Annotated in this window: 21 protein-coding genes; 9 read left to right on the forward strand and 12 right to left on the reverse strand. The window is 73.6% G+C overall.

Translation table 11 applies throughout. The features are described from left to right. The first annotated feature begins 6 nt into the window (after positions 1–6). The 4 genes from glnA (at position 7) to ACPOLA_RS05915 (ending at position 7,265) form a co-directional block, all read left to right on the forward strand. A complete protein-coding gene (gene glnA, locus ACPOLA_RS05900; protein WP_435769473.1) occupies positions 7–1,347 on the forward strand; it encodes a type I glutamate--ammonia ligase in 1,341 nt (446 codons plus the stop codon). Between the two features lie 16 nt (positions 1,348–1,363). After that, the gene (locus tag ACPOLA_RS05905; RefSeq protein ID WP_435769474.1) at positions 1,364–4,354 is read left to right on the forward strand and encodes a bifunctional [glutamine synthetase] adenylyltransferase/[glutamine synthetase]-adenylyl-L-tyrosine phosphorylase; all 2,991 of its coding nucleotides are present in this window, start codon (positions 1,364–1,366) and stop codon (positions 4,352–4,354) included. 212 nt (positions 4,355–4,566) lie between these two features. Continuing rightward, on the forward strand, positions 4,567–5,115 hold the full coding sequence (locus ACPOLA_RS05910) for a manganese efflux pump MntP (protein ID WP_435769475.1): 549 nt from the start codon (positions 4,567–4,569) through the stop codon (positions 5,113–5,115). A gap of 104 nt (positions 5,116–5,219) precedes the next feature. Further along, positions 5,220–7,265: a hypothetical protein gene (locus ACPOLA_RS05915; RefSeq protein WP_435769476.1), complete on the forward strand. Its 2,046-nt coding sequence runs from the start codon at positions 5,220–5,222 to the stop codon at positions 7,263–7,265. A 16-nt stretch (positions 7,266–7,281) separates the two neighbouring features. On the opposite strand, the gene ACPOLA_RS05920 is transcribed toward ACPOLA_RS05915, so the two are convergent. Continuing rightward, positions 7,282–7,908 carry a DUF305 domain-containing protein gene (locus tag ACPOLA_RS05920; protein WP_435769477.1) on the reverse strand — a complete coding sequence of 209 codons (627 nt, stop codon included), beginning with the start codon at positions 7,906–7,908 and terminating at the stop codon, positions 7,282–7,284. A 24-nt stretch (positions 7,909–7,932) separates the two neighbouring features. Here ACPOLA_RS05920 and ACPOLA_RS05925 point away from each other — a divergent pair, with 24 nt between their 5' ends. Further along, positions 7,933–9,447 carry an SDR family NAD(P)-dependent oxidoreductase gene (locus tag ACPOLA_RS05925; RefSeq protein WP_435769478.1) on the forward strand — a complete coding sequence of 505 codons (1,515 nt, stop codon included), beginning with the start codon at positions 7,933–7,935 and terminating at the stop codon, positions 9,445–9,447. Positions 9,448–9,489: 42 nt separating this feature from the next. Here ACPOLA_RS05925 and ACPOLA_RS05930 read toward each other — a convergent pair whose 3' ends face one another. Both ACPOLA_RS05930 and ACPOLA_RS05935 read right to left on the reverse strand, forming a co-directional pair. Beyond that, positions 9,490–10,701, reverse strand: coding sequence for an acyl-CoA dehydrogenase family protein (locus ACPOLA_RS05930; RefSeq protein ID WP_435769479.1), 1,212 nt, complete (start codon positions 10,699–10,701; stop codon positions 9,490–9,492). A 13-nt stretch (positions 10,702–10,714) separates the two neighbouring features. Beyond that, positions 10,715–11,581 (reverse strand): oxygenase MpaB family protein, encoded by an 867-nt coding sequence (locus tag ACPOLA_RS05935; protein WP_435769480.1) that lies wholly within the window; start codon positions 11,579–11,581, stop codon positions 10,715–10,717. A gap of 72 nt (positions 11,582–11,653) precedes the next feature. Here ACPOLA_RS05935 and ACPOLA_RS05940 point away from each other — a divergent pair, with 72 nt between their 5' ends. After that, on the forward strand, positions 11,654–12,253 hold the full coding sequence (locus ACPOLA_RS05940) for a TetR/AcrR family transcriptional regulator (RefSeq protein WP_435769481.1): 600 nt from the start codon (positions 11,654–11,656) through the stop codon (positions 12,251–12,253). Positions 12,254–12,280: 27 nt separating this feature from the next. Here the strand turns inward: ACPOLA_RS05940 and ACPOLA_RS05945 are convergent, their stop codons facing one another. The 4 genes from ACPOLA_RS05945 to ACPOLA_RS05960 form a co-directional block, all read right to left on the reverse strand. Continuing rightward, the gene (locus ACPOLA_RS05945; protein WP_435769482.1) at positions 12,281–13,471 is read right to left on the reverse strand and encodes a GNAT family N-acetyltransferase; all 1,191 of its coding nucleotides are present in this window, start codon (positions 13,469–13,471) and stop codon (positions 12,281–12,283) included. A gap of 33 nt (positions 13,472–13,504) precedes the next feature. Beyond that, positions 13,505–13,852: a DUF8129 domain-containing protein gene (locus ACPOLA_RS05950; protein WP_435769483.1), complete on the reverse strand. Its 348-nt coding sequence runs from the start codon at positions 13,850–13,852 to the stop codon at positions 13,505–13,507. A gap of 77 nt (positions 13,853–13,929) precedes the next feature. After that, positions 13,930–15,450 (reverse strand): acyl-CoA carboxylase subunit beta, encoded by a 1,521-nt coding sequence (locus tag ACPOLA_RS05955; RefSeq protein WP_435769484.1) that lies wholly within the window; start codon positions 15,448–15,450, stop codon positions 13,930–13,932. A 7-nt stretch (positions 15,451–15,457) separates the two neighbouring features. Next, positions 15,458–16,465, reverse strand: coding sequence for a 5'-3' exonuclease (locus ACPOLA_RS05960; protein WP_435769485.1), 1,008 nt, complete (start codon positions 16,463–16,465; stop codon positions 15,458–15,460). Between the two features lie 54 nt (positions 16,466–16,519). Here ACPOLA_RS05960 and ACPOLA_RS05965 point away from each other — a divergent pair, with 54 nt between their 5' ends. Continuing rightward, the gene (locus ACPOLA_RS05965; protein WP_435769486.1) at positions 16,520–17,260 is read left to right on the forward strand and encodes an endo alpha-1,4 polygalactosaminidase; all 741 of its coding nucleotides are present in this window, start codon (positions 16,520–16,522) and stop codon (positions 17,258–17,260) included. Between the two features lie 7 nt (positions 17,261–17,267). Here the strand turns inward: ACPOLA_RS05965 and ACPOLA_RS05970 are convergent, their stop codons facing one another. Beyond that, positions 17,268–18,194, reverse strand: coding sequence for a phosphodiesterase (locus tag ACPOLA_RS05970; protein ID WP_435769487.1), 927 nt, complete (start codon positions 18,192–18,194; stop codon positions 17,268–17,270). A gap of 67 nt (positions 18,195–18,261) precedes the next feature. Further along, a complete protein-coding gene (locus ACPOLA_RS05975) occupies positions 18,262–19,692 on the reverse strand; it encodes an HNH endonuclease signature motif containing protein (protein WP_435769488.1) in 1,431 nt (476 codons plus the stop codon). 87 nt (positions 19,693–19,779) lie between these two features. On the opposite strand from ACPOLA_RS05975, the gene ACPOLA_RS05980 reads away from it, so the two are divergent. Then, entirely contained in the window at positions 19,780–20,145 is a 366-nt protein-coding gene (locus ACPOLA_RS05980) for a DUF1330 domain-containing protein (protein WP_435769489.1), read from the forward strand. A 96-nt stretch (positions 20,146–20,241) separates the two neighbouring features. Then, positions 20,242–21,054 carry an isocitrate lyase/PEP mutase family protein gene (locus ACPOLA_RS05985; RefSeq protein WP_435769490.1) on the forward strand — a complete coding sequence of 271 codons (813 nt, stop codon included), beginning with the start codon at positions 20,242–20,244 and terminating at the stop codon, positions 21,052–21,054. Here the strand turns inward: ACPOLA_RS05985 and ACPOLA_RS05990 are convergent. The 3 genes from ACPOLA_RS05990 to ACPOLA_RS06000 are packed head-to-tail and all read right to left on the reverse strand — an operon-like array spanning position 21,026 to position 24,697. Continuing rightward, a complete protein-coding gene (locus ACPOLA_RS05990; RefSeq protein WP_435769491.1) occupies positions 21,026–22,225 on the reverse strand; it encodes an MFS transporter in 1,200 nt (399 codons plus the stop codon). The genes ACPOLA_RS05985 and ACPOLA_RS05990 overlap by 29 nt on opposite strands. 55 nt (positions 22,226–22,280) lie before the next feature. After that, positions 22,281–23,348: a flavin-containing monooxygenase gene (locus ACPOLA_RS05995; protein WP_435769492.1), complete on the reverse strand. Its 1,068-nt coding sequence runs from the start codon at positions 23,346–23,348 to the stop codon at positions 22,281–22,283. Continuing rightward, complete coding sequence (locus tag ACPOLA_RS06000) at positions 23,345–24,697, reverse strand: NAD(P)-binding protein (protein WP_435769493.1); 1,353 nt, start codon at positions 24,695–24,697, stop codon at positions 23,345–23,347. Before ACPOLA_RS06000 ends, ACPOLA_RS05995 begins: the two co-directional genes overlap by 4 nt. Between the last annotated feature and the right edge of the window lie 76 nt (positions 24,698–24,773).

Below are 24,773 nucleotides of genomic sequence, written 5' to 3' on the forward strand. Positions count from 1 at the left end.
GACGCCATGGGCAAGCAGGAAGACTTCGTTCTCCGCGCTCTCGAGGAGCGTGACGTCCGGTTCGTCCGGCTGTGGTTCACCGACGTGCTGGGGTTCTTGAAGTCGGTGGCCGTGGCTCCGGCGGAGCTCGAGGGCGCGTTCTCGGAGGGGATCGGCTTCGACGGCTCCGCCATCGAGGGGTTCGCGCGGGTCTACGAGGCCGACATGCTCGCCATGCCCGACCCGACCACGTTCCAGATCCTGCCGTGGCGCAACACCGACGGCCCGTCGACCGCGCGGATGTTCTGCGACATCGTGATGCCGGACGGCTCGGCGTCGTACGCCGATCCGCGCAACGTGCTCAAGCGGACCCTGGGCAAGGCCGCCGAGCAGGGCTTCACCTTCTACACGCACCCCGAGATCGAGTTCTACCTCTTCAAGAACGACCCCGAGCCCGGTGTCGAGCCGGTCCCCGTCGACCGCAGCGGCTACTTCGACCACACCGCCCACTCGTTCGGCTCGGACTTCCGTCGCGAGGCGATCACGATGCTCGAGGCGATGGGCATCTCGGTCGAGTTCAGCCACCACGAGGGCGGGCCGGGGCAGCAGGAGATCGACCTGCGCTACGCCGACGCACTCACCACGGCCGACAACATCATGACGTTCCGCACCGTCATCCGCGAGGTCGCGCTGAGCCAGGGGGTCTGGGCGACGTTCATGCCCAAGCCCTTCACGGAGCACCCCGGCTCCGGCATGCACACCCACGTCTCGCTGTTCGAGGGCGACCAGAACGCCTTCTACGAGGCGGGGGCGGAGTACCAGCTCTCCCGGACCGGGCGCCAGTTCATCGCCGGCGTGCTGCGGCACGCCAGCGAGATCAGCGTGGTGACCAACCAGTGGGTCAACTCCTACAAGCGGATGATGTTCGGCGGCGAGGCGCCGTCCTACATCTGCTGGGGCCACAACAACCGCTCGGCGATGGTCCGGGTGCCGATGTACAAGCCGCTCAAGGGCCAGTCCACCCGGGTCGAGCTGCGCACCATCGACTCGGCGTGCAACCCCTACCTGGCGTTCGCCGCCGTCCTCGCCGCGGGGCTGAAGGGCATCGAGCAGGACTACGAGCTCCCGCGCGAGGCCGAGGACGACGTGTGGGCCCTCAGCGAGCGTGAGCGGCAGAGCCTCGGCATCCAGCCGCTGCCCAAGAACCTCAACGAGGCCATCGAGATCGCGGAGCGGTCCGAGCTCCTCGCGGAGACGCTGGGCGAGCAGGTCTTCGACTTCTTCCTCCGCAACAAGCGCGCCGAGTGGGACGAGTACCGCGGGCAGGTCTCGGCGTTCGAGCGGGACCGGATGCTCCCGGTGCTGTGACGTCCCGGCGGCCGCGATGACGCGCTCCTCCCAGCGCACCGAGCTGCTGCGGCTGGGCTTCGTCGACAGCGAGCGGGTGCAAGCCTGGCTCGAGGAGCTCGGCCCTCCCGCCGTCGAGCTGATCGGCATGCTCGGCGGGACCGCCGACCCCGACGGGGCGCTGCACGGACTCTGCCGGCTGGCCGAGGCGGTCGCCGACCGCGACGAGCTGATGGAGGCGCTGTGCAGCGACGAGGGCACGGCGATGCGGCTGCTCTCGGTGCTCGGCGCCAGCTCCGCCCTCGCCGACCACCTGGTCGCGCACCCGGAGCAGTGGCGGGAGCTGACCGACCCCACCCTCGGGTCGACCCGCCCGCCGGCGTGGGCGCTGCGGGCGGAGCTGATGGCGGCCGTCGGCGCCGACCCGGCGGCTGACGAGCCGGTCGCGACCGTCGACGACCTCCGCGCGGTCGACGCGCTGCGGGTCGAGTACCGCCGGCTGCTGCTGCGCCTGGCGGCCCGCGACCTGGCCCACCACGTCGGTGTCGACGACGCTGCCGCCGAGCTCGCCGACCTTGCGGCCGGCACCCTCGACGCGGCCCTCGCCGTCGCCCGGCAGCGGGTGGGCGAGGAGGCCGCGGGCGTGCGGCTGGCCGTGATCGCGATGGGCAAGTGCGGCGGCCACGAGCTCAACTACGTCTCCGACGTCGACGTGCTGTTCGTCCACGAGGCCGCCGGCCCCGACGACCTCGACGACCCGGCCGCCGCCGCAGCGGCCGGCCGGGTCGCCGGCAAGCTGGCGTCGCAGATGATGCTGGTCTGCTCGGCCCACACCGCGGAGGGGACCATCTGGCCGGTCGACGCGGCGCTCCGTCCCGAGGGCAAGGCGGGGCCGCTGAGCCGGACCGTGGCCAGCCACCAGAGCTACTACGAGCGCTGGGCGGAGCCCTGGGAGTTCCAGGCGCTGCTCAAGGCTCGCGCGGTCGCGGGCGACCTCCGGCTCGGCCGGGAGTTCGTCGAGGTCGTCTCGCCGATGGTCTGGACGGCCGCGGACCGGGAGGGCTTCGTCGACTCCGCGCGGGCGATGCGGCGCAGGGTGCTCGAGCACATCCCCGTCAAGGAGGCCGATCGCCAGCTCAAGCTCGGCACCGGCGGGCTTCGGGACGTCGAGTTCGCGGTGCAGCTCCTGCAGCTGGTGCACGGGCGGGCGGACGAGCGCATCCGATTGCCCACGACGCTGAGCGCGCTCGCCGAGCTGACCCGCCGGGGCTACGTCGGTCGCGAGGACGGGGAGGCGCTGCACCGCGCCTACTCCTTCCTGCGCCAGCTGGAGCACCGGATCCAGCTCCACCGGCTCCAGCGCACCCATGTCGTGCCGTCCGACGAGCCGTCGCTGCGGCGGCTGGGCCGCAGCCTGGGCTTCCTCAAGGAGCCGGTGAAGCGGCTCGACGAGACGTGGGAGCACCACCGGCGCGAGGTCAGCAGGCTCCACCAGAAGCTGTTCTACCGTCCGTTGCTCACGGCGGTGGCGCGCATCGGCGCCGACGAGGTGCGGCTGTCCTCGGAGGCGGCCCGCGCCCGGCTGTCCGCCCTGGGGTACGCCGACCCGAAGGCGGCGCTGCGCAACCTCGAGGCGCTGACGGCCGGCGTCACCCGGACCGCCGCGATCCAGCGCACGCTGCTCCCCGCGATGCTGCAGTGGTTCGCCGAGTGCCCGGACCCCGACGGGGGTCTGTTCGGCTTCCGGCGGATCAGCGAGGCCCTGGGCCGCACGCCCTGGTACCTCTCGATGCTCCGCGACGAGGGGCAGGTCGCGGAGCGGCTCGCGCACCTGCTGGCGACCTCTCGCTACTGCACCGGCCTACTCGAGGGTGAGCCGGCCGGCGTCCGGCTGCTGGCCGGCGACCTCCAGCCGCTCGGCGTCGACGCGCTCACCGAGGAGATGGTGGCGACCGCCCGCCGCCAGGAGAGCCACCCCAAGGCGATCCGCGCCATCCGCGCCGTACGGCGGCGCGAGCTGCTGCGGATCGCCGCCGGCGACCTGCTCGGGCTCATCGACGTGGCAGACGTCGGCTTCGCCCTCACTCGGCTCACGGACGCGACGCTGGAGGCGACGCTGGGAGCCACCTGCGACGCGGTCTGCGCCGAGCGCGGCCTGGCGGAGCCGCCGACCCGGTTCGCGATCGTGGCGATGGGGCGGTACGGCGGCTTCGAGCTTTCCTACGGCAGCGACGCCGACGTGCTGTTCGTGCACGACCCGGTCGACGGCGCGGACCCGCAGGAGGCGGCGTCGTTCGCGCGCGCCGTCGCCGAGGAGGTACGACGCGCGCTCGGCGCCCCGGGGCCGGACCCCGCGCTCGTGGTGGACGCCGACCTGCGGCCGGAGGGGCGCCAGGGACCGCTGGTGCGGACCCTCGACGCCTACGCCGCCTACTACGCCAAGTGGTCGAAGATGTGGGAGGCGCAGGCCCTGCTCCGTGCCGACGCGGTCGTCGGCGATCCCGAGCTGCGGCGACGGTTCACCGAGCTGATCGACCCGCTGCGCTACCCCGAGCAGGGGCTCAGCGACGACGACATCCTGGAGGTGCGGCGGATCAAGGCGCGGGTGGACCGCGAGCGACTGCCGCGGGGTGCCGACCCCACTCTGCACCTCAAGCTCGGGCGCGGTGGGCTCACCGACATCGAGTGGACGATCCAGCTGCTGCAGCTGCGGCACGGGGCTCGGGTGCCCGGGCTGCGGACCGCGCAGACGCTGGCCGCGCTCACCGCCGCGGCGGAGGCCGGCCTGATGACGGCCGACGATGCGGAGACGCTGGGCACGGCCTGGCGGATGGCGACGCGGGTGCGCAACGCGCTCCTGCTCGCGCGCGGCCGGCCGGGGGATCAGTTCCCGCGGGCCACCCTCGAGCGCCGCTCGGTGGCCGGGATCATGGGCTACCAGCTGGTCGAGACCGACCGCCTCCTCGACGACTACCTGCGCGCGACGCGGCGAGCCCGGGCGGTGGTCGACCGGGTTTTCTGGGAGTGACCCGTTTTAGGTGAGCCAGACCTGACCCGATTGGTCCCAACCCGGCATCGGTATGTCATGATGTGGTACGTCGGGCCGCGGCCGACCCCCCCAGAGGCCGCGGCCCGACACCCGTTTTCCCGGTTCGTCGGTTCCCCGGTCGATCTGGCGATGCCGGCAGATCCCCCGCCCCGCGGCGGCTCGCGCGTCGCCGTACGGGAGGATCGTCGTCCGTGACGCCTCTCGACCTCCTGGTGCTGGCCTTCGCCCTGGCGATGGACGCGGTGGCCGTGTCGCTGGCCCAAGGTCTGCGGCTGCGGCGGCCGTCGTGGCGCGACGCCCTCCTGGTCGCGGCGATGTTCGGACTGTTCCAGGCGCTGATGCCGGTGCTCGGCTGGGTGCTGGCGTTCTGGTTCGCCGACGAGGTCAGCGCCGCGACGCCGTGGATCGCCTTCGGCCTGCTCACCCTGATCGGCGCGAAGATGCTGTGGGAGTCGTTCGAGGGCGAGCCGGAGGACCACGCCGCCCCGGTGGTGACCGTCCGGTCGGTGACGCCGCTGGCGATCGCCACATCCATCGACGCGGCGGCGGTCGGCGTGACCTTCGGGGTCCTGGAGGTCGACGTCGCGCCCGCGGTGGCGCTCATCGGCGTGGTCACCTTCGCGCTCTCGATCGTCGCGGTCTTCGCCGGCAGCCGCGTGGGCGAGCGGCTGGGCCGGTGGGCGACCCTCGCCGGCGGTCTCATCCTGATCGGCATCGGCGTGCGCATCCTGCTCGGCTGACTGCAGTCGGGGTGTGGCGCAGATCCCGCGAAAAACCTGATACACACTGTCGCTGTTACCTCGTGTCACGGGTACCTTGGCATCCGAGAGACGGAGGTCCTTCAGTGTTGCTCGCAGCAGAACAGTCCCCGCCGGCCGGTGGCGCCGCACTCGACCAGGTGATGCTCGCCGCGGCCGCCTTCGCCGCGATCTACGTCCCGCTCGGGATCTTCCTGCTGAGGGAGCGGGACGGCAAGGTGACCCTCATCGGGCGGCTCGCCGACTGGGTCTCCACCAAGGACGGTCTGCCGCGGTGGGCCGGCCTCCCGCTCTACCTGATGGTGATCTCGCTCCTCGCGTGTGCGTTCGGCGTCTACTGGGACGTGCCGATCCACATGCAGAACGGCCGCGACGAGGGGCCGCTGGCCAACCCGTCCCACTTCCCGATCATGTTCGGCATCTTCGGGTTCCTGGCGGCCGGCGTGATCTCGGCCGGGCTGGCGCGCGACCCGTTGCCGCGGCGGACCGTCCGGTTCTCGCAGGGATGGCACGTCCCGATGGGGACGCTGGTGATGCTGGGCGCCGGTGCGATCGCGGCGACCGGGTTCCCGGCCGACGACGTCTGGCACCGCCTCTTCGGCCAGGACGTCACCGAGTGGGGCCCCACGCACGTGATGATGATCGGCGGCGCCGTCACCGTGATGCTGGCCCTCCCGCTCCTGCTCGCGGAGTCCGCGCAGGTGGGTCGTGCGCCCGCCCGCACCCTCGAGCGCTTCGGCGGGCTCGCCACCGGCGGCCTGCGGGCCTTCGGCCGGATCCTGCCGCCCGTACGACGTGAGGCGCCCGCCTCCGTGACGGCCGACCGCAGCGCCTGGGCCACCCGGCTGCTGCTGACCATCGCGATCGGCATGTGCATCGTCCCGATGGCCTTCCTGATGGAGTTCGACCTCGGCGTGCCGCAGTTCCCGGCCGCGACGATGTTCATCATCTCCGGGTTCCTCACCGGGTGGATCTTCGTGGCCGGGCGCCTCTTCTTCGGTCCCGGTGGCGCGCTGGTCGCCTGGATCACCTACGTCGTCATCCGGGTGCTGATCTTCGCGATGACGCTGCCCGTCCCGGACATCGAGCGGGCCCGGTGGCTGCTCTTCCTCGGCGCGGCCCTGTCCATCGAGCTGCTCGCGCTCCTCGTCCGCAACCGCGGGCCGGTGTTCGCCGCGGTCGCCGGGCTGCTCGCCGGGACGGTCGGGCTCGCCACCGAGTGGTGGTGGATGGACCTGTTCCTGCCCTACCCGCTCCCGCCCCAGGCGGAGCAGATCCCGCTGATGCTCGCCGTCGGCGGCGTCGCCGGCGTGGGCGGCGGGCTCCTCGGCTGGTCGACGAGCCGTCATCTCGAGCGGATCGCCGACCTGCCCGCCGCCTCCGCGCCGCTGCGCCCGGAGGGCTCCGGCCGCGGTCGCTGGCTCGGCACCGTCGGCGTCTCCCTCTTCGTCGTGCTGATGGGGGTCTTCGCGCCGCCCGCCTCGGCCGGCGAGGTCGAGGTGGTCAAGGAGTGCGACGACGACGGCTGCCGGACGTCGTACGTCCCGAAGCCGGGGACCGACGTGATCATGGGCAGCGTCGACTACGACAGCGCCTGCATCGGCACCGAGGACTGCCACGCGACGCCGACGGTGACGCTCGACCCCGTCGACGCCGCCGACGACGCCGTGTGGATCTCGGCGATCGCCTACCAGGGCGCGCACACCGACGACGAGCGGCTGCCGACCGGCATCCTGACCACGGCGATGGAGCCGACCGGGCGTCCCGGCGAGTTCCGCAGCGCCGACCCGCTGCCGCTGTACGGCGAGTGGAAGGTGCTGCTGCGGCTGCACACGGCGCCGACCACGATGGTGTCGATCCCGCTGCACATGCCGGAGGACCCCGCGATCGACGGGCCGAGCTCGGGCCTGGTGCAGGTCGAGGACGGTGCGGACGTCGCCTTCGTGCACGAGCCGTTCCTGCTCCAGCGCGAGCGCAAGCCGGACGTGCCGGCGTGGCTGTGGTCGGTGGCCTACGCGCTGGTCATCGCCTCCTGGCTCGCGCTGCTGGCCTTCTACGGCTGGCTGTTCTCGGCAGCGGCGCGCGGCGCCGGCTCGTCGAGCCGGGCGGCCACGTCGACGCCGGCCGGGTAGCCGGCCCGGCTTCGCGTCACCCGTCGCCGAGCGCGGCGAGCGTCTCCAGCCGCTCGGCGTGGCCGGTCGCGATCGACTCGGCCAGCTCGACGGCGGGGCCGAAGGTGCCCTCCTCTCGCTCGGCCTCGGCTGCGGCGAGCGCCTCCTCGTGGTTGTCGGTCATGAGGTCGACCCAGAGCGGCTCGAACGCGCCGCCCTCCGCCGCCTCCAGTGCAGCCAGCTCCTCGCTGGCTGCCTCGTGCTCGTCGCCGTGCTCGTCGGTCTGCTCGTCACCGTCCTCGCCACCGTGACCGGCGTTGGCGTGGTCGCGGACGGTCTCCGGGATCGGGCGGTCCCAGCTGGTGAGCCACGTCGTCATGTCCTGCACCTCGGGCGTCGACGAGAGCTGGATCTCCTCGGCGAGGGCACGCGCCTCGGGGGAGAGCTGCTTGCCGGTCGCGACGTCGACCATCGCCAGCGCCTCGGCGTGCAGCGGGATCATCGTCGTGGCGAAGTCCACGTCCGCCGAGCTGAAGACGTCGCCGTTGCGAGCCGTCTCGACCGCCACCGCCCCCTCGCCACCGTCGCCGTCCCCGCCGCCGCAGGCGGTCACCGCGAGGAGCAGGGTCACCAGGGTCACGGTCGCGCGGAACATGCTTCCCATGATCCCTGCGCCTAGGATCGGCCGGTGCACAGCCCCGACGACCGGCTCGAGCGGATCGACCCGGAGAAGCTCGCCATCGCCCTCGAGGTGCTGCGCGAGATCCCGCGCCTCCACCCCGAGCACGACGACGTCCGCACCATGAAGCGCGCGGCGTCGTACATGTACAAGCTGATCAAGAAGCAGCGCCGCGCCGAGATCCGCGAGGCGCGTCAGCGCCACGACCAGCAGATCATCGAGGCCACGGCGACTGGGTCGCCGCTGCGGATCGACGACGAGACCGCGGGCATCCCGCTCGTCTCCACCGCGCAGGGTGCCTTCGCCGGGGAGCTGATCACCCCTCGCGGCTGCTACATCTGCAAGGAGGACTTCACCCTCGTCGACGCGTTCTACCACTGGCTCTGCCCGCGCTGCGCGGCGAGAAGCCACGCCAAGCGCGACCAGCGCACCGACCTCACCGGCAAGCGGGCGCTGCTCACCGGCGGCCGCGCCAAGATCGGGATGTACATCGCGCTGCGCCTGCTCCGCGACGGCGCGCACACCACCATCACCACCCGGTTCCCCAAGGACGCGGTCCGCCGGTTCTCCGCGATGGAGGACGCGGCCGACTGGCTCCACCGGCTCAGGATCGTCGGCATCGACCTGCGCGACCCCACCCAGGTGATCTCCCTCGCCGACGACGTGGCCGCGGACGGCCCGCTCGACATCCTGGTCAACAACGCCTGCCAGACCGTACGACGCTCGCCGGGCGCCTACGCCCAGCTGATCGAGATGGAGTCCGCGCCGCTGGAGCCGCACCCGGCCGAGCTCGAGCTGCCGGAGATGGTCACCTTCGACCGGATCTCCGAGGCGCACCCGGCTGCGATCGCCGGCGCGCTGGAGGCCAACGCCGTCGCCCACCACGAGGGCGAGTCCCCGGAGCTGGCGCGGGCCGCCCACAACGCGGCCTCGCTGACCGCTCTGGCGCTCCGGGCAGGGAACGCCTCGCTGGAGGCTCACCTCGCCGGCACCGCCGTCGACGCGGGCGGGCTGCTGCCCGACGTACAGACCAACAACTCGTGGACGCAGGTCGTGGACGAGGTGGACCCGCTGGAGCTGCTCGAGGTGCAGTTCTGCAACTCGATCGCCCCGTTCCTGCTGGTGTCGCGGCTGCGGCCGGCGATGCGCGCCGCCGTGCAGGCAGGAGCGCGCCGGGCCTACGTGGTCAACGTCAGCGCGATGGAGGGACAGTTCTCCCGGCGCTACAAGGGCCCCGGCCACCCCCACACCAACATGGCCAAGGCGGCGCTCAACATGATGACCCGGACCAGCGCGGGGGAGCTGTTCGAGACCGACCGGATCCTGATGACCGCCGTCGACACCGGCTGGATCACCGACGAGCGCCCGCACCACGAGAAGCTGCGGATCGCGGCCGAGGGCTGGCACGCGCCGCTGGACCTCGTCGACGGCGCCGCCCGGGTCTACGACCCGATCGTGCGCGGCGAGGCCGGTGAGGACCTCTACGGGTGCTTCGTGAAGGACTACGAGCCGTCCCCCTGGTAGCGCCTTGGTGTGCCCTGGCAGTGCGCTGGCAGGGCCCCGCACTCAGTAGCTCTTCGGCAGGCCCAGCATCTGCGTGCCGATGTGGGCGAGCACCAGCTCCTCGGCCACCGGGATGTTCTTGGCGATCCGGGCGTCCCGGAAGATCCGCTCGATCGGGTACTCCTTGGAGTAGGCCATCCCGCCGAGGGTCTGGAACGCCTGGTTGGCGGCCTCCCACCCGACCTGCGCCCCGGTGAGCTTGGCGACGTTGGCCTCGTTGCCGCAGGGCCTGCCCCGGTCGAAGAGCCAGGCGGCCTTGTAGGTCATCAGCCGGCCGAGCTCGGTCTTCGCCTTGAGCTGGGCGAGCGGGAACTGCAGGCCCTGGTTGGCACCGATCGGGCGGCCGAACACCTCCCGCTCGCGGGCGTAGTCGCAGGCGACCTTCAGCGCGGCGTCGGCGGTGCCGACGCCGCCGGACGCGGCGAGGATCCGCTCGGGGTTGAGCACGTCCCACAGCACGCCGAAGCCCTCGTCGACCCGGCCGATCACGTTGCCGGCCGGCACCCGCACGTCGTCGAAGTAGACCTGGCTGGAGTGGAGGATGTTGCTGCCCATCTTCGGGATCGGCGTGTAGGAGAGCGTCCCGTCGGCGAGCGCCTGCTTGACGTCGACCAGGAACAGGGTGAAGCCCGCCGTGCGGGGGAGGCCCCGCTCCCTCGTCTCGTGGGCGGGGATGGTGCGGGTGACGGCGACCATCCAGTCGGCGTTCTCGACGTTGGAGATCCAGACCTTCTGGCCCCTGATCAGGAAGTCCGCCGACTCGTCGGCGCCTGCCGCGGGGTCGCGGCGGGCGGCGGTCTTGATCTCGATGGCGTTGCTGCCGGCGTCGGGCTCGGTCAGGGCCAGGCAGAACTGGAGACGACCCTCGGCGAGGCCCGGCAGGATCCGCTGTTTCTGCTCCTCGGTGCCGTGCCGGGTCAGGGTCATCGCCCCGAAGCCGGGGGTGGTGACGTAGAAGAACGTGCCGGCCACGCCGCCCGAGGCGCACAAAGTCATGTTCGCGACGGCCAGCTCGAGCAGGCCCTGCCCGCCGCCGCCGTACTCCTCGGGGACGCACAGGCCGAACCAGCCGCCGGCGCCGAGGTCGTCGAACACCTCCTGCGGAAAGCGGTGCTCCTCCTCGCAGCGCGACCAGTAGCCGTGGTCGTACTTCGCGGCCACGGCCGCGACGCCGTCGCGGACGGCGAGCGCGGTCTCCGGCAGGTCGAAGTCCATCGGTGTCCCTTCCTCAGACGAGCGGCCGGCCGAGCCGCCGCCGCAGGCGCATGTCGCGCAGGTAGAAGTTGAAGGGGAAGGTCCGCAGCACCCGGGGCATCCGGCGCTCGACGGCCCCGAGGACCCGCAGCAGCCGGTCGAACCGACGCTGCTTGCGGGCGTTCCACGGGAGGCTCATGGCCTCGCGGAAGGGCGGCGGCAGGAACCCGGTCGTCACGAAGACCACGAAGCCGGCCATGGTGCGCTGGAGGAGCCGGGGGAAGTTCTGCAGCGTGGTGAGCTGCATGAGGAAGTCGGCGACGTGCGGGTCGATGTCGACCTCGGCCATCGAGTCCTCCCAGTAGCGGTCGAACGCCGCGCGGTCCGCCGGCCAGGCGTCGGCGGGCATCTGCAGGGTGGTGCCGAACCGCGCGCAGTGGGCGTAGAGGGCGTCCGCCTCGTCGTCGGGCAGGGGCCCGTGCATCCGCTCGATCATGTCCACGGTGCCGTAGTAGAGGCAGGCCGCGACCCAGGTCTGCAGCCGGGGATCCATCGCGCGGTACTGCACCTGCTCGCCGGGTCGGGAGTAGACCTGCGCGTGCTGCACGTTGACCGCCCTGCGGAAGGCGGTGCGGTCGTCGTCGGTGCCGAGCAGCGCGACGGCCAGATAGGTGAACGTGGTCCGGGCCCGCTTGAACGGGTGCCGCATGGCGGAGCCGGACTGGACCCGGCTGTTCATCACGCCGTAGCCGACCCCCGGCCAGCTCAGCTGCATGATCACGTTGGCCGGGCCGGCGAGATGGGCGCCGATGCCGGAGACGTAGCGGCCCATGTCGAAGCCCTCGGGCACGGGAAGGTCACGCTGCCGGGACCGGGGAGCGGCGTCAGCGGTGGCGGTCATGGGGAGGTCCTTTCGCAGGTCTGCACCCAGGCTAGTCTGTTGTTGGCAGCCTGCCAATAGTAGGATCGCGCCATGTCCTCCGTGGTGGCGCAGCGGCGCCGGCTCCCGCCCGACGAGCGGCGCGAGCAGATCCTGACGGCGGCCGAGCGGCTCTTCGCCGAGCGGCCCTACGCCGACGTCTCGACGACCGAGCTCGCCCGGGCGGCCGGCGTGGCCCGCGGGCTGCTCAACCACTACTTCGGCGACAAGCGCGCGCTCTACCTCGAGGTCGTGCGCCGGGCCGCGCTCCTGGAGGGCCTCGAGGACGTCCCGCTGCCGACGGGCTCGCTGGCGGAGCGGGTGGAGGAGGCGGTGACCTGGTTCCTCGGCTCGATCACCCCGCAGCGCGCGACCTACCTCACCGTCCGCGCCGCCGAGGGGGTGGGCGAGGACGCGGAGGTGCGCGCCATCCTCGACGGCGCGCACGACCTCGCCGCCCGCCGGGTCCTGGAGATGGTGGGCGGTGACCCGGACGACGAGGCGGCGCGCGCCGTGGTGCGTGCCTTCGGCGAGCTGGCGCGCGGAGCGATCCGCGAGTGGTCGCGCGACGGGACGCTCACCCGCGACCAGGCCCACCTCCTGCTGCGCGAGGCGCTGCTGGCGATCGTGGACGACGTGCTGCCCCGGCTCTGAGGCCTCCTCCGGTCGGATCCGGGTGGCTCAGAAGTAGTCGCGGATGTGCAGCGGCCGTCCGGCGAAGGTCGCGTCGAGGGCGTCGTCGTACGTCGCGGGCCCGGTCAGCAGTCCCGCCAGCCGCAGCGCGGCGGAGCCCTGCGTGCCCGACCACGCGAGCGCCAGGCCGCGGGGGTGGTAGGTCGGGCGCTCGCCGGGGGAGCCGGTCTCACTGGGTGCGACGGCCGCGCACCGCCCGGCCTCGTCGACGGTGTAGTCGCCGTCCATCACGCCCAGCCGGTCGCCGGCGACGGAGAAGGCGCAGGGTGCGTCGGAGCGCGTGACGGCCGAGACGGCACCGGCGACGTCGTCGACGCGGAGCATGTAGGGATGGCTGTCGACGACCTTCCAGGCCAGCGTCGGGAGGAAGGTGCGGGCGAGGTCGGCGCCGCTGGTCTGCAGCCGCACCCGGCCCGCCACCGACGAGAACGTGCCCAGCATCCGCCACAGCGTGGGCACAGCCCCCGGCTCGACGGCCAGCAGGTCGGTCACCTCGATCGCGGACCGCGTCTCGTCGTAGCCGGTGCCGCGCTCCCACGAGCAGTAGCCGACCACGCGCCCCTCGTCCGTCACGGCGAGGCTGATCCCGCTGAACTCGCCGACGATCTCCTCGTCGGTCTCCGGGAACGACGGCCCGCGGCGGGTCAGCGGACCGTCCTGGGCGGCGGCCCACGCGTCGTACACCGCGCGGATCGCTGCCATGTCGGACGGCTGCGCGCGTCGTACGGCGAGGCCCTCGGCCGGTCGCACGGCGGCCAGCGCCGCGGTGGGCACCTCCACGGTGTCGAGCGCGCCCACCAGCTCGTAGCCGAGCCCACGGTAGATGCCGGGGGCGGTGGGGAACAGGGTCGAGATCACCTCGGCGCGCTCGGCCCGCCCCTGCGCCAGCACCTCGCGGAACAGGTCGGCCAGCAGCCCGGCGCCCCGGTGCTCGGTGCGGACGGCGACCGCCGCGATCCCGTTGGTGGGCACCTCGCGGCCGCGCCACCAGGAGTGGAACGCCCGGCCGACGACCTGGGCCACGAGCTGGTCGCCGTCGAAGGTGCCCCAGCACGAGCGCCCCGGCCGCGGCCAGGTGGGAAGGGGCGTGCCGGGCGGCTGTGCCCCGAAGGCCTCCGCCGAGAGGGTCATCATGGCGCCGAGGTCGTCGGCCCCGAGCTGCCGGGTCGTAAGGGTCATGGCCACACTATGGCGGCCCGTCACCTGCTTCGCTCAGCGACGCGGCTGGGCCGGGTTCGTCGGCACGCCCTGCGACGGTGGGTTGATCGGCGGACCGGTGGTCTCCGGGCGTGCCTTCGGCTCCGGGCTGGCGTCGTCGCGCACGTCGTGGAGGGTGTCGCCCTCCGGGTCGCCGCCGGTCGGCTCGGCGCCGGACTCCAGCTCCTCGAGCCGTTGGCGGAGCACCTGCAGGACGGGTGCGCGGTCGCCGTGGGACTGCTCGTAGCCGATCAGCGCCTCCAGGCCGGCCTTGTCGAGGCTGCGGATCCGGGACCCCAGCGACCCGGTGGGCAGGTGGTCGTAGTCGGGGATCGGCAGTGCGTCGCGTTCGGTGTCGCTCACCAGTCTCTCCTCTGCTCTCGTCTCAAGCGAGGCGTTACCCGGGGAAGTCCGGTGGAAACGGGCGGCCGTCCGCCCGATCAGCGGCGCTCGGCGGCGGCGGCCCGCAGCGTCGCCGCGACCACGGACCGGGTCTCAGCGGGGTCGATCACGTCGTCGATCTCGAAGACCCGGGCGGCGTTGAGGGCGCTCGCGTGCTTGCGGTACTCGGCGGTGTGCTGTGCCACCGCCGCCTCGCGCTCCGCCTCGGGCATCGCCGCCAGCTCCTTGGCCAGCGCCAGGCGCACCGCGCCCTCCAGGCCCATCGGACCCAGGTGCGCGCCGGGCCAGGCCACGGTGAGCAGCGGCCGGTGCGTGCTCCCGCCGAGCATCGCCTGCGCGCCCAGGCCGTAGCCGCGCCGCAGCACCACCCCGACCAGGGGCACGTTGAGCCGCGCTCCGGCGGTGACCATCCGCGACGCGTGCCGCACCAGCCCGGTGCGCTCCGCCTCGGGACCCACCATGAAGCCGGGGGTGTCGACGAGCGAGACCACGGGCAGCCGCCACCGCTCGCAGAGGTCGAGGAAGTCGGCGGCCTTGGCCGACGCCTCCGAGGTCAGGGCCCCGGCCAGCGCCGTCGACTGGTTGGCCAGGACGCCGACGGCGATGCCGTCGATCCTGGCGAACGCGGTCACCAGCTCCGCGGCCCATCCCTCCCGCAGCCACGTCACGCTGTCGACGTCGGCGAGCGCCTCGACGACCGGCCGGACGTCGAAGGCCTCACGGTCGTTCTCGGGCAGCATCGACCGCAGCGCGGCCTGGTCGGCGGCTTCCGCCTGCGGGCCCGCCGGGGGCGCCGGGTCGAGATAGGAGAGCAGGCGTCGTACGACGGCGACGGCGTCGGCCTCGTCCTCCGCCACCACGTCGAGCACGCCGTTGGCGGCCTGCTCGGAGACCGGACCGATCTCCTCCGGGGCGTGCTGGCCGAGGCCGCCACCGGCGATCATCGCCGGGCCGGCCATGCCGAGGTTGGCGCCGGGGGTGGCGACACGGAGGTCGGCGCAGCCGGCCAGCACGGCATTGCCCGCGAAGCAGCGCCCGGACACGACGGCGATCCGCGGGACCACGCCCTCCAGCTCGCCCCACAGCGCGAAGGAGCCGACGTCGAGGGCGGAGACGATCGGGAAGTCGGTGTCGCCCGGACGGCCGCCGCCGCCCTCGGTGAAGAACACGGCGGGCAGCCGCATCCGCGCGACCAGCTCGATCAGGCGGTCGGACTTGCGGTGGCCGCGCATGCCCTGCGTGCCGGCGAGCACCAGGTAGTCGTAGGAGAGCACCGCGCACGGCCTGCCGCCGACCGTCGCGGTGCCGCCGACGATGCCGTCGGCGGGAGTCTCCACGACGAGCTCGGCGAGGTCGCGGCGCTGCTCCTGGGCGGCGGTCACGAACCGGCCGTACTCCACGAACGAGCCCGGGTCGACCAGGTCGGCGATGTTCTCCCGGGCGGTACGACGCCCACGGGCGTGCCAGCGCTCGACCTTCTCCGGACGGGCCTCGTCGGTGGTCAGGAAGCGCCGGGCGAGCAGCTCGGTGAGTCCCTGGGCCGGTGCGTCGTCGGTCACCGGCTCATCATGGCGCAGGCACCCGGGCCGAGCTCGGGGTGCCGGTGAGCACCCGGACCGCGAGTGCGGTGGTGGCCTCGACGTCGAGGTGGCCGACCACGCGGGTCACCCGGTCGAGGTCGAGCGGGAGCAGACCGGGAGTGCCGGGCACGTCCGGGGTGAGGCCGAGGTCGAGGTCGGTGCGGGCGCGCATCAGCCGCAGGTTGAACTCGTAGCGCTCGCGGGCGTCGGCGGCGGAGAGCCGCCTGACCACGCCGCCGCCGATGCGTCGCGCGCCGGTCTCCGCGCACCAGGAGTCGAGTGCGGCGACCACGGAGCGGCCGGCGTCGTGCTCGATGTCCGCCCACACCGCACGCATGGAACCCAGCCGGCGGAGCAGCACCGCGGCGGTCTTCTCCCCGATGCCCCGGATGCCCGGCAGGTTGTCGCTGGCGTCGCCCCGCACGGCGGCGAACTCGAGGTAGCGGTCGGCCGGGACGCCGTACATCGCCTCGAGGCGGGCCGGGTTGAGCAGAGGCGAGCCGTTGATCCCGCCGTCGATCAGGCGCAGCACCTGCGTGTGCTCGCTGATGTGCGCGAAGGAGTCGCGGTCGGAGGTGATCACCACGCAGTCCCACCCGTGCGCACCCGCCCAGGTGGCCGCCGAGGCGTTCACGTCGTCGGCCTCGAGGCCGGGCGGCGTCACGGTGGCGAGGCCGAGCGCGTCGAGGAGGGCGCCGGCTCGGTCGAGCTGGTCGACCAGGTCGGCGTCCTTCGGGGCCCGGCCGGCCTTGTAGTCGGGGTAGAGGTCGCGGCGGTGCGACGCGGTCCGGTCGTCGAGGCCGAAGACGACCGCATCCGGCGCGAAGGCGTCGATCGCCTCCAGGATCTGGCGGAGCATGCCGTGCAGCGCCCAGGCCGGCCGCCCGGTGCGGTCCCGCAGCCGGGTGTGCGCCCTCGCGTGGTGGTGCCGGTGCAGGAGCGACGGCGCGTCGACCGCCAGCAGCAGCCGGCGCCGGCGGTCGGTGGCTTCCACGCCCGTGATCGTAGGTCCTCGGCGGCGGCCGGCCGCCGCTGGCACACTGGCCCGGTGATCGCCGCGCTCGCCCTCGCCGTCGCCCTCGCACTGGCCCCGGCGGTCACGCCGCCGCCCGGCGGAGCCGACCTCGACTACCAGCTCGGTGGCGCCAGCCGGCCCGCCGACAACGTCGAGGTGGTGGTGCGTGACCGCAGCGCCGCCCCGGCCGGTGGCCGCTACAACGTCTGCTACGTCAACGGCTTCCAGACCCAACCGGACGAGCGGCGGTTCTGGCGCAAGCGGTGGCACCTCGTGCTCAAGCGCGGCGGCCGGCCGGTGGTCGACGAGGCGTGGGGCGAGTGGCTGCTCGACATCCGCACGCCTCGTAAGCGGGTCGCGCTGACCCGGATCGTCGGCCGGTGGATCGACGGCTGTGCTCGCGACGGGTTCGACGCGGTCGAGCTCGACAACCTCGACTCCTTCTCGCGGAGCCGGGGCCTGATCACCCGGGCCGAGGCGCGGGCGTTCGCCCGCCACCTGGTCCGGCGCGCCCACCGCGCGGGTCTCGCCGTGGGCCAGAAGAACTGGGCCGAGCTCGACGGGCGGCGGCTGGGGTTCGACTTCGCCGTCGCCGAGGAGTGCGGCCGCTACGCCGAGTGCGGGGAGTACGTCGCGACCTACGGCTCGCGGGTCCTGGTCGTGGAGTACCGCCGCGCCGACTTCCGCAAGGCGTGCGACGCCTACGGCGACCGGCTCGGCATCGTGCTCCGCGACCGGGCGCTGCGGCGCGACGGTCTGCGCGACTGGTGCTGAGCGCGGCTCAGAGAGCGATCGGGTCGGGCGGCCGGTTGAGCGGGGAGTCCTTGCTCGCGACCATCTCGAAGCGCTCCCGCGGCGTGAGCGACCGGAACGGCTCGAGCATCTCCAGGCCGTAGCCGTCGACCTCGGCCGCGTCGGCGGTCGGGACGACGGAGTGGACCACCCGGTCGTCGTACAGGTGCAGCATGGTGAAGCTCTGGTGGGCGTCGACCGCCGAGAGGAGCCGCTGGTCGGGCGCCAGCTCGGAGCTGTAGCAGGTCGCCGAGGCGACCGAGACCGGCACGCCGGCGAAGGTCGAGTACGACGTGAAGTGGAAGTGGCCGCCGAGGATGCCCCGCACGTCCGTCCCCGCCACCACCTCCGCCAGCCGCGGCTGGTCGTGGAGCTCGATCAGCTCGGCCAGGCGCAGCATCGGCACCGGGATCGGCGGGTGGTGCAGAGCGAGCAGCGTGCCGTACGGCGCCGGCTCGGCGAGCACGTCACGGAGCCAGTCGAGCTGGTCGTCGGTGAGCTCGCCGTGGTGCCAGCCGGGCACGCTCGTGTCCAGCGCGACGATGCGCAGGCCGGCGACGTCGTGGACGCGGTCCTGCGGCGCCTCGCTCTCCACGCCGAAGAGGCCGCGGGAGAACTCGCGACGCTCGTCGTGGTTGCCCATCACCCAGACCACCTCGGCGCCGAGCGCGGCGGCCGCCGGCTCGACGATCTCGCGCAGCCTCGCGTAGGCGGCCGGCTCGGCCCGGTCCGCCAGGTCGCCGGTGAACACCAGCGCCTGCGGCGGCGTGGGGAGCCGCCCGAGCCGGGCCAGCGCCCGCTCGAGGCGCTCGGCGGTGTCCACGGCGCCGTACTGCAGCGAGTCGGCGAGCAGGTGCGGGTCGCTGAGGTGGGCGACGACGTGCGAGGGGTCGGGGTACTGACCGAGGGGCTCCACGACGAGAGGGTAGGTCGTCGGGTGCCCGGCGCGCTGGCGGTCGCCGAAGCCCGCCGGTGCCGGCGCGTCAGGCCACGAGCGGGTGGCGCGGTGGGTCGGGGGGCCGTGAGCGCGGCAGGAAGGTGAACCGGTCACGGTCGTCGACGGGAGGCGGTGGGTGCCAGACCGGGCGGCGCGTGTCGGGGTCGATGGCGACCGTCCACGGTGACTGGTGGACCAGGGTGTGGTGCCGGCGGCAGAGGAGCACCAGGTTGTCGACCGCGGTCGGTCCACCGTCGGCCCAGTGCACGACGTGGTGGGCGTCGCAGGCGATCGGCAGGCGTTCGCAGCCGGGGAAGGCGCAGTGCCGGTCGCGCAGCACCAGGGCGAGGAAGATCGCGGACGTGACCAGTCGCCGGCTCCGCCCGACGTCGAGCACCTGACCCGCGGTCCCGAGGACCGCCGGGATCACCTCCGCGTCGCAGGCCAGCCGACGGACCGCGGTGGCCGACAGTGGTGCGCCCGAGCCGAGGTGTCCGTCCGCGGGCCGGGCGAGCCCCGCCCGCTGGGCGTCGTCGACCTGGGCCCGGAGGCGGTCGAGGTCCATGGTGACCATGACGCGCGCACGGGAGCCGTGGACGTGGGGGAGTGAGTCGGTGGCACTGAGCCGGTCGCAGGCGTCGACCAGCGCATCCCACATCCGCGCGCCGGCGTCACGAGGGTCCTTGCCGTCGTGAGCGCACACCGGGTCGGGACATCCGCGGGAGACGCGTCGACCCTGGTCGTCGCGCTCACCGACGGTCCCTGGCTCACCCCCGCACGCCCCTGGCGCGGTGGTCCGAGGCGCGGCGAGCGGCATCAGGCAGGTCTTCACCCACTCCGCCTCCTCCAGGGAGGCATAGCCTCGGACCCGGACGCCTCCCACGGTGTCCTCGGCGAACGAGAGGAACCTGGCGCCGTGGGCACCCCTCTCTCGGAGGGGCCGGTCGCGGTCGTCGCCGAGCAGCGTGCCGTCGGGGTCGAGCTCCCGCACGACCGCACCGAAGGACCGCTCGAGGTCACTGGCGTCGTAGCGATGGGTCGCCACCAGGTCGAGCATGCGGCTGGCCGCGGCACTGCGCAGCTCCGGCACCCGGGGGAGGGTCGCCACCCGGCCGGCGATCACCCGGGCCTGTGCCTGGGACACCGCTCCTGACCGCGCCGCGTCCCTGACCTCGGGCAGCTCGCGCGTCTGCTCGGCGGCCCTCACCAAGCTGCCGCCCGCCCCCTTGCGCCCTCCGGTGACGTGGGTGAGGAAGTCCTTGGCCGAGGCCCAGCCCTGCTCGGTCACGGCGCCGCTCGACTGGAGGCGGTCGGCGACCTCGAGGAGCGCTGCATCGAGCATCGCCTTCGTGCGGGCCAGGGCGACGGCGCACTCGGGCAGAGCGCTCGGCTCCACGCCGTCCCAGTCGACATCTGCCAGCCCCGCCGCGCGCTCGACCACGGCGGTGAGCGGGTGGAGCACGGGGACCGACGACATGGCGCCATTGTAATCGAACACACAGTCGATTACAACGCAGAACAGGGCCGGACGTGCGTCGGCTCCTGCTCATGGAACGATCGGGCCATGGCGATCGATCCACGTGGCAGGGACATCAAGCGCTACCTCGAGGAGGACCCCGGCGGGCCGGTGGTGATGCTCAACCTCCTCCGCTTCGTCGAGGGCGGCCGCGAGTCGTACGCGAAGTACGCCGCGGCGCTCACCGACACCTTCCTCCCGAAGTACGGCGGCGAGGTGCTCTACGCCGGCGACGGCTCGACGACGCTGGTGGCCGAGGACGGGCAGGACTGGGACGCCGTGATCATCGTGCGCTATCCCTCGCGTGCGGCGTTCAGCCAGATGGTGGCGGACCCCGACTACCAGGAGGTCACCGCTCTTCGCACGCAGGCGCTCAGCGAAGCGGTCCTTCAGGCGACCGTCCCCTGGGGGTGACCCGGTGGTGACCCGGCGGGGAGCAGGGCGGTGACGGCGGCTGTCCGCGGTCGCGGCTAGCGTCGACCACCGGATCACGCAGGAGGTAGGTGGACGATGGACGGGCCGGACGAGCGGGTGACGCGCTTCCGCGCGCTGCACGCGGAGGGCTGCTTCGTGATGCCGAACCCCTGGGACGCCGGCAGCGCCCGCGCGCTGGAGCAGCTGGGCTTCCCGGCGCTGGCCACCACGAGCTCGGGCGCGGCGTGGTCGACGGGGCGACCGGACAACACGATCACCCTCGAGACCGCCCTCCAGCACCTCACGGCCGTCGCTGGCGCCGTGGCGGTGCCGGTGAACGCCGACTTCGAGGGCGGCTTCGCGACGGACCCCGAGCGGGTGTCCGGCAACGTGGCGCGCGCGGCCGCCACGGGCGTCGCCGGTCTGTCGATCGAGGACTCGACCGGCGACCCGGAGGCGCCGCTCTTCGCGCGCGACCTCGCCGTCGAGCGGGTGCGCGCGGCGCGGGAGGCGATCGACGCGGCCGGCACCGGTGTGCTGCTGACCGGCCGGTCGGAGGGCTTCATCTGGGACCGCCCGGACCTCGACGAGACGATCCGGCGGCTGCGCGCCTACGCGGACGCCGGCGCCGACTGCCTCTACGCGCCGGGGATCCGCTCGCGCGAGCAGATCGCCGCGGTCGTCGAGGCGGTGGCTCCGAAGCCGGTCAACCTGCTCGTGAGCTCGCCGTTCATCACCGTCGCGGAGGCTGCGGCCCTCGGCGTACGCCGGATCAGCGTGGGCGGCGCGCTCGCCCGGGCTGCCTGGGGCGGCTTCCTCGCCGCGGCGCGGGAGCTCGCCGAGGACGGCACGGTGTCCCGGCTGGTCGACCTGCCCGACGTCAACGCCCTGCTCGGCGGCCCGGCGTGACCGCCTCGGCGGACGCGGGTGCCCGGGTGCTCGCGATCATCAGCGCCGCGCCGACGGTTGCGATCGCCGCCAGCAGCCCGTACGTCGTGGCGTAGCTGCCGGTGAGGTCCGCGACGGCGGCGCCCGCCCACGGCGCCAGCGCGGACGCGAGGACGACCGGGGCGCTGAGGAGGCCGGACAGTCGCGCGTAGGCCCGCGGTCCCCATCGGTCCGTGATCGCGGTGGCGTGCAGCAGCGTGGCGATGCCCCGGGCCACGCCGGCGACCATGGCCAGCGCGATCAGCACGGCGGGGTCGCCCGGCGCGATGGCGAGGGCCGCGATGCTCGCCGCGGACAGGGTGAAGACCAGCCCCGTGCGTAAGCGGAGGCCGACCCGGTGGGCGGTGACCGTGTAGCCGATCCGCCCGACGACCTGCCCCACGCCGCCGAGTCCCAACGCCCATGCGGCGACCGGCGCGGAGATGCCGCGCTCGAGCAGGAGCGGCACCAGGCTGATCAGCGCCGCGTACATGGCCAGCGAGGCGGTGGTCAGGCCCAGGACCAGCAGGCGGAACCGTGCGTCCGAGCGCACCGTCGCGGCGTACTCGCCGGCGTCCTGCGCGTCGTCGTGCCGCACCGGGTCTGCGGGCCACGGCCGGCGGAGGGCGAGGGCGTGGGCGGGCACCGTGATCACCAGGAGCGCGAGCCCGAGGACGAGGTAGACCTCGCGCCAGCCGAGCCGGGCGTCCAGCGCGGCCGTCACCGGCGCGAACACGGTGCTGGCCAGGCCCGCCACCAGGGTCAGCGTGGCGAGCGCCGGGAGGTGGCGCGGGCCGTACCACCGGGTGAGTGCGGCGAAGGCGGGCTGGTAGAGCACGCCCGCCATGGCCACCCCCGCCACCGCCCACGCCAGCGCGAAGACCGCCAGGTTCGGCGACCACGCGATCAGCCCCACGGCGAGCCCCGCGAGGACCGAGCCGGCCGTCATCACCGCCCAGGGGCCGTTGCGGTCCAGGACCCGCCCGACCGGGATGCCGACGACCGCCGACGTCACCAGCCCCGCGGAGAACGCCGCGCTGGTCGCCGACAGGGACCATCCCGTCTCGGCGGCGATCCCAGGGGCGAGCACCGGGAACGCGTAGTACAGGACCCCCCAGCTGACGACCTCGGTCAGGCAGAGGCCTGCGAGCACCGCGTGCAGGGCCGGCCGCGCGGTGTCCGCAGGCGGCGTCGACGCTGCGGCGCGGTCATCCACGGACCAGTGACCGGCGTCGACGGGAGGCGAGGGCCGTGACGACGTACGACGCGTCACGGTGGACGCCGCGCAGGGTGTTGGAGGAGAACGAGCGCTGGAACTCCAGGCCGAGGTAGGCCAGTCGCGGCTCGGTGGTGGAGAGCCCCCGGACGTGGCGGGGCGCGCCGTCGGGGCCGAGGGCCCCCAGGCCGGCCAGGTAGGGCAGGTGTGGCCGGTAGCCGGTCGCCAGGATCACGGCGTCCACCCGCTCGTGGTCCCCGTCGGCCCACACGACCCCCTCGTCGGTGAAGGACGTGAACATCTGCCGTTGCGGCAGCCGCCCCGAGGCCACCGCGGCCTGGTAGCGGCCGGTGTCGATGACGAGTGTTCCGGTCAGGAGCCGGGAGAGGACCGCAGGTGGCAGCCTGTCCAGCTGCAGCCGGTCCAGCCAGTAGTGGATGTCGCGGCCGCCGCGCACCTGGGCGGTGAACTGGACGGGGGACCGCACGGCGAGGGTGGTCTCCGCGACCTCGGCGAGCTCGTAGCCGACCTGGATCGCGGAGTTGCCCGCCCCGACCACGACGACCCGCTGCCCGGCGAACGTCGCCGGCGAGCGGTAGGCGGCGACGTGCAGGAGCCGGCCGCGATAGGAGCCCTGGCCGGGAACGGCGGGCCGGTACGGGTTGGCGAACGACCCCGACGCCGCGACCACCGCGTCGCCCTCCACCGCGGACCCGTCGTGCAGGTGCGCGACGAGGCCGGCGCCGTCGCGGGTGACGTCGTCGACCCGGGCGTCCGTCCGTACGTCGACAGCGAGCCAGTTCGCGTAGCCCCGGAGGAACTCGACCACCTCGTCCCGGGTCGGGTAGCGACCGTGGTGGCCGGGGAACCCGTAGTCGGGGAAACCGCTGTACTCGCTGGGTGAGAACAGTCGCAGGCTGTCGTAGTAGCCGGGCCAGGATCCGACCGGCTCCGGCCCAGCCTCGAGCACGACGGGCTCCATCCCCACGTCGCGGGCGACCCGGGCGGCGGCGAGCCCGGACTGGCCGCCGCCGACGACCAGCAGTCGCGAGCCGGTCATCGGACGCCGACGCCGCCGAGCTCGACCACCTGCGGCTCGGCCGGCGCGCCGCAGCAGCCGCCGCCCACCGAGGCGGTGGCGTGCGGGTCGTCGAAGGCGCCGGCGCCGTTGCAGACGCCGGTCTCGGGCAGCACCAGCTCGACGCGGTCCGCCGCCTCGAGGTCGCCGTCGAGGGCGGCGACCACCGAACGGACCTGCTCGAAGCCGGTCATCGCGAGGAACGACGGCGCCCGCCCGTAGGACTTCATGCCGACCAGGAACAGCCCCGGCTCCGGCTGGGCGAGCTCCCGGTGACCGTGGGGGGCCACGTCGCCGCAGGAGTGGTGGTCGGGGTGGATCTGCGCCGCGAGGAAGCGCGCCGAGCCGAGGGCCGGGTCGAGGTCGAGGCGCACCTCGGAGAGGAAGCCGAGCTCGGGACGGTAGCCGGTGACCACGATGACCTCGTCGACGTCCTGCACCCGCTGGCCGTCGGTCGAGGTGAGCGTCAGCCGGCCGTCGGGCTGGGCCTGGACCGACGCGGTCCGGAACCGGGTCACCTCGGCGACCCGGCCGCTGGACGCCGCGGCGCGGGCCGCCTGGCCCAGTCGGCCCCGCTCCACGAGCTGGTCGTTGTCGCCACCGCCGAAGGCGTCGCCGACGCTCGGTCGTCGCAGCAGCCACGACACGCGGGTCTCCGGCTCCTGCTGGGCGAGCCGCCCCAGGCCGACCAGCACTCCCTGCGCCGAGGCACCCCTGCCTGCCACGACCACGTGCTTGCCGCGGTAGCGCTCGACGGTGGCGGCGTCGGTGAGGTCGGGGATGCCGTAGCTGATCCGGCCGGCGTGCGCCCGCTCGCCGATGGCCGGGTAGCCGTCGGCGCCCAGCGGGTTCGGGCTGGTCCAGGTGCCGGAGGCGTCGATGACGGCGCTGGCCAGCAGCCGCTCGCGGCCGGCCGGTGTCTCGACGTGGAGGGCGAACGGGTCGTCCTCGCGACCGGAGTCGACCATCAGGTCGCGACCGGCGCGGCCCACGCCCACGACCCGGCAGCCGTAGCGCACGGATCCGCCGGCGGTGGCGTCGAGCAGGTCGGCCAGCGGCTGGAGGTACTGCGTGCGCCACTCGGCTCCGGTGGGGTACGCCGTCTCGTCCGGTGCGGTCCAGGTGCCGGCGCCGTCGAGCAGCCGGCGGGCGACGGGGTCGACCAGCTCCGACCAGGCGGAGAAGAGCCGCACGTGCGCCCACTCCGCGACGGCCGCACCGGCGTGCGGGCCGGCTTCGAGCACGACGAAGTCGATGCCGCGCTCGGCGGCGTTGGCAGCGGCGGCCAGTCCGACCGGGCCGGCTCCGATGATGGCGAGGGGGTGGTTCACGGCGGTCTCCTCAGGGTCCGGATGTTCATCGACGGGCGTCGATGAAGCGGACAGTATCGATCTACGTCGATGAATG

It is taken from the genome of Nocardioides proteolyticus (assembly GCF_051280635.3).
Lineage (GTDB): Bacteria > Actinomycetota > Actinomycetes > Propionibacteriales > Nocardioidaceae > Nocardioides.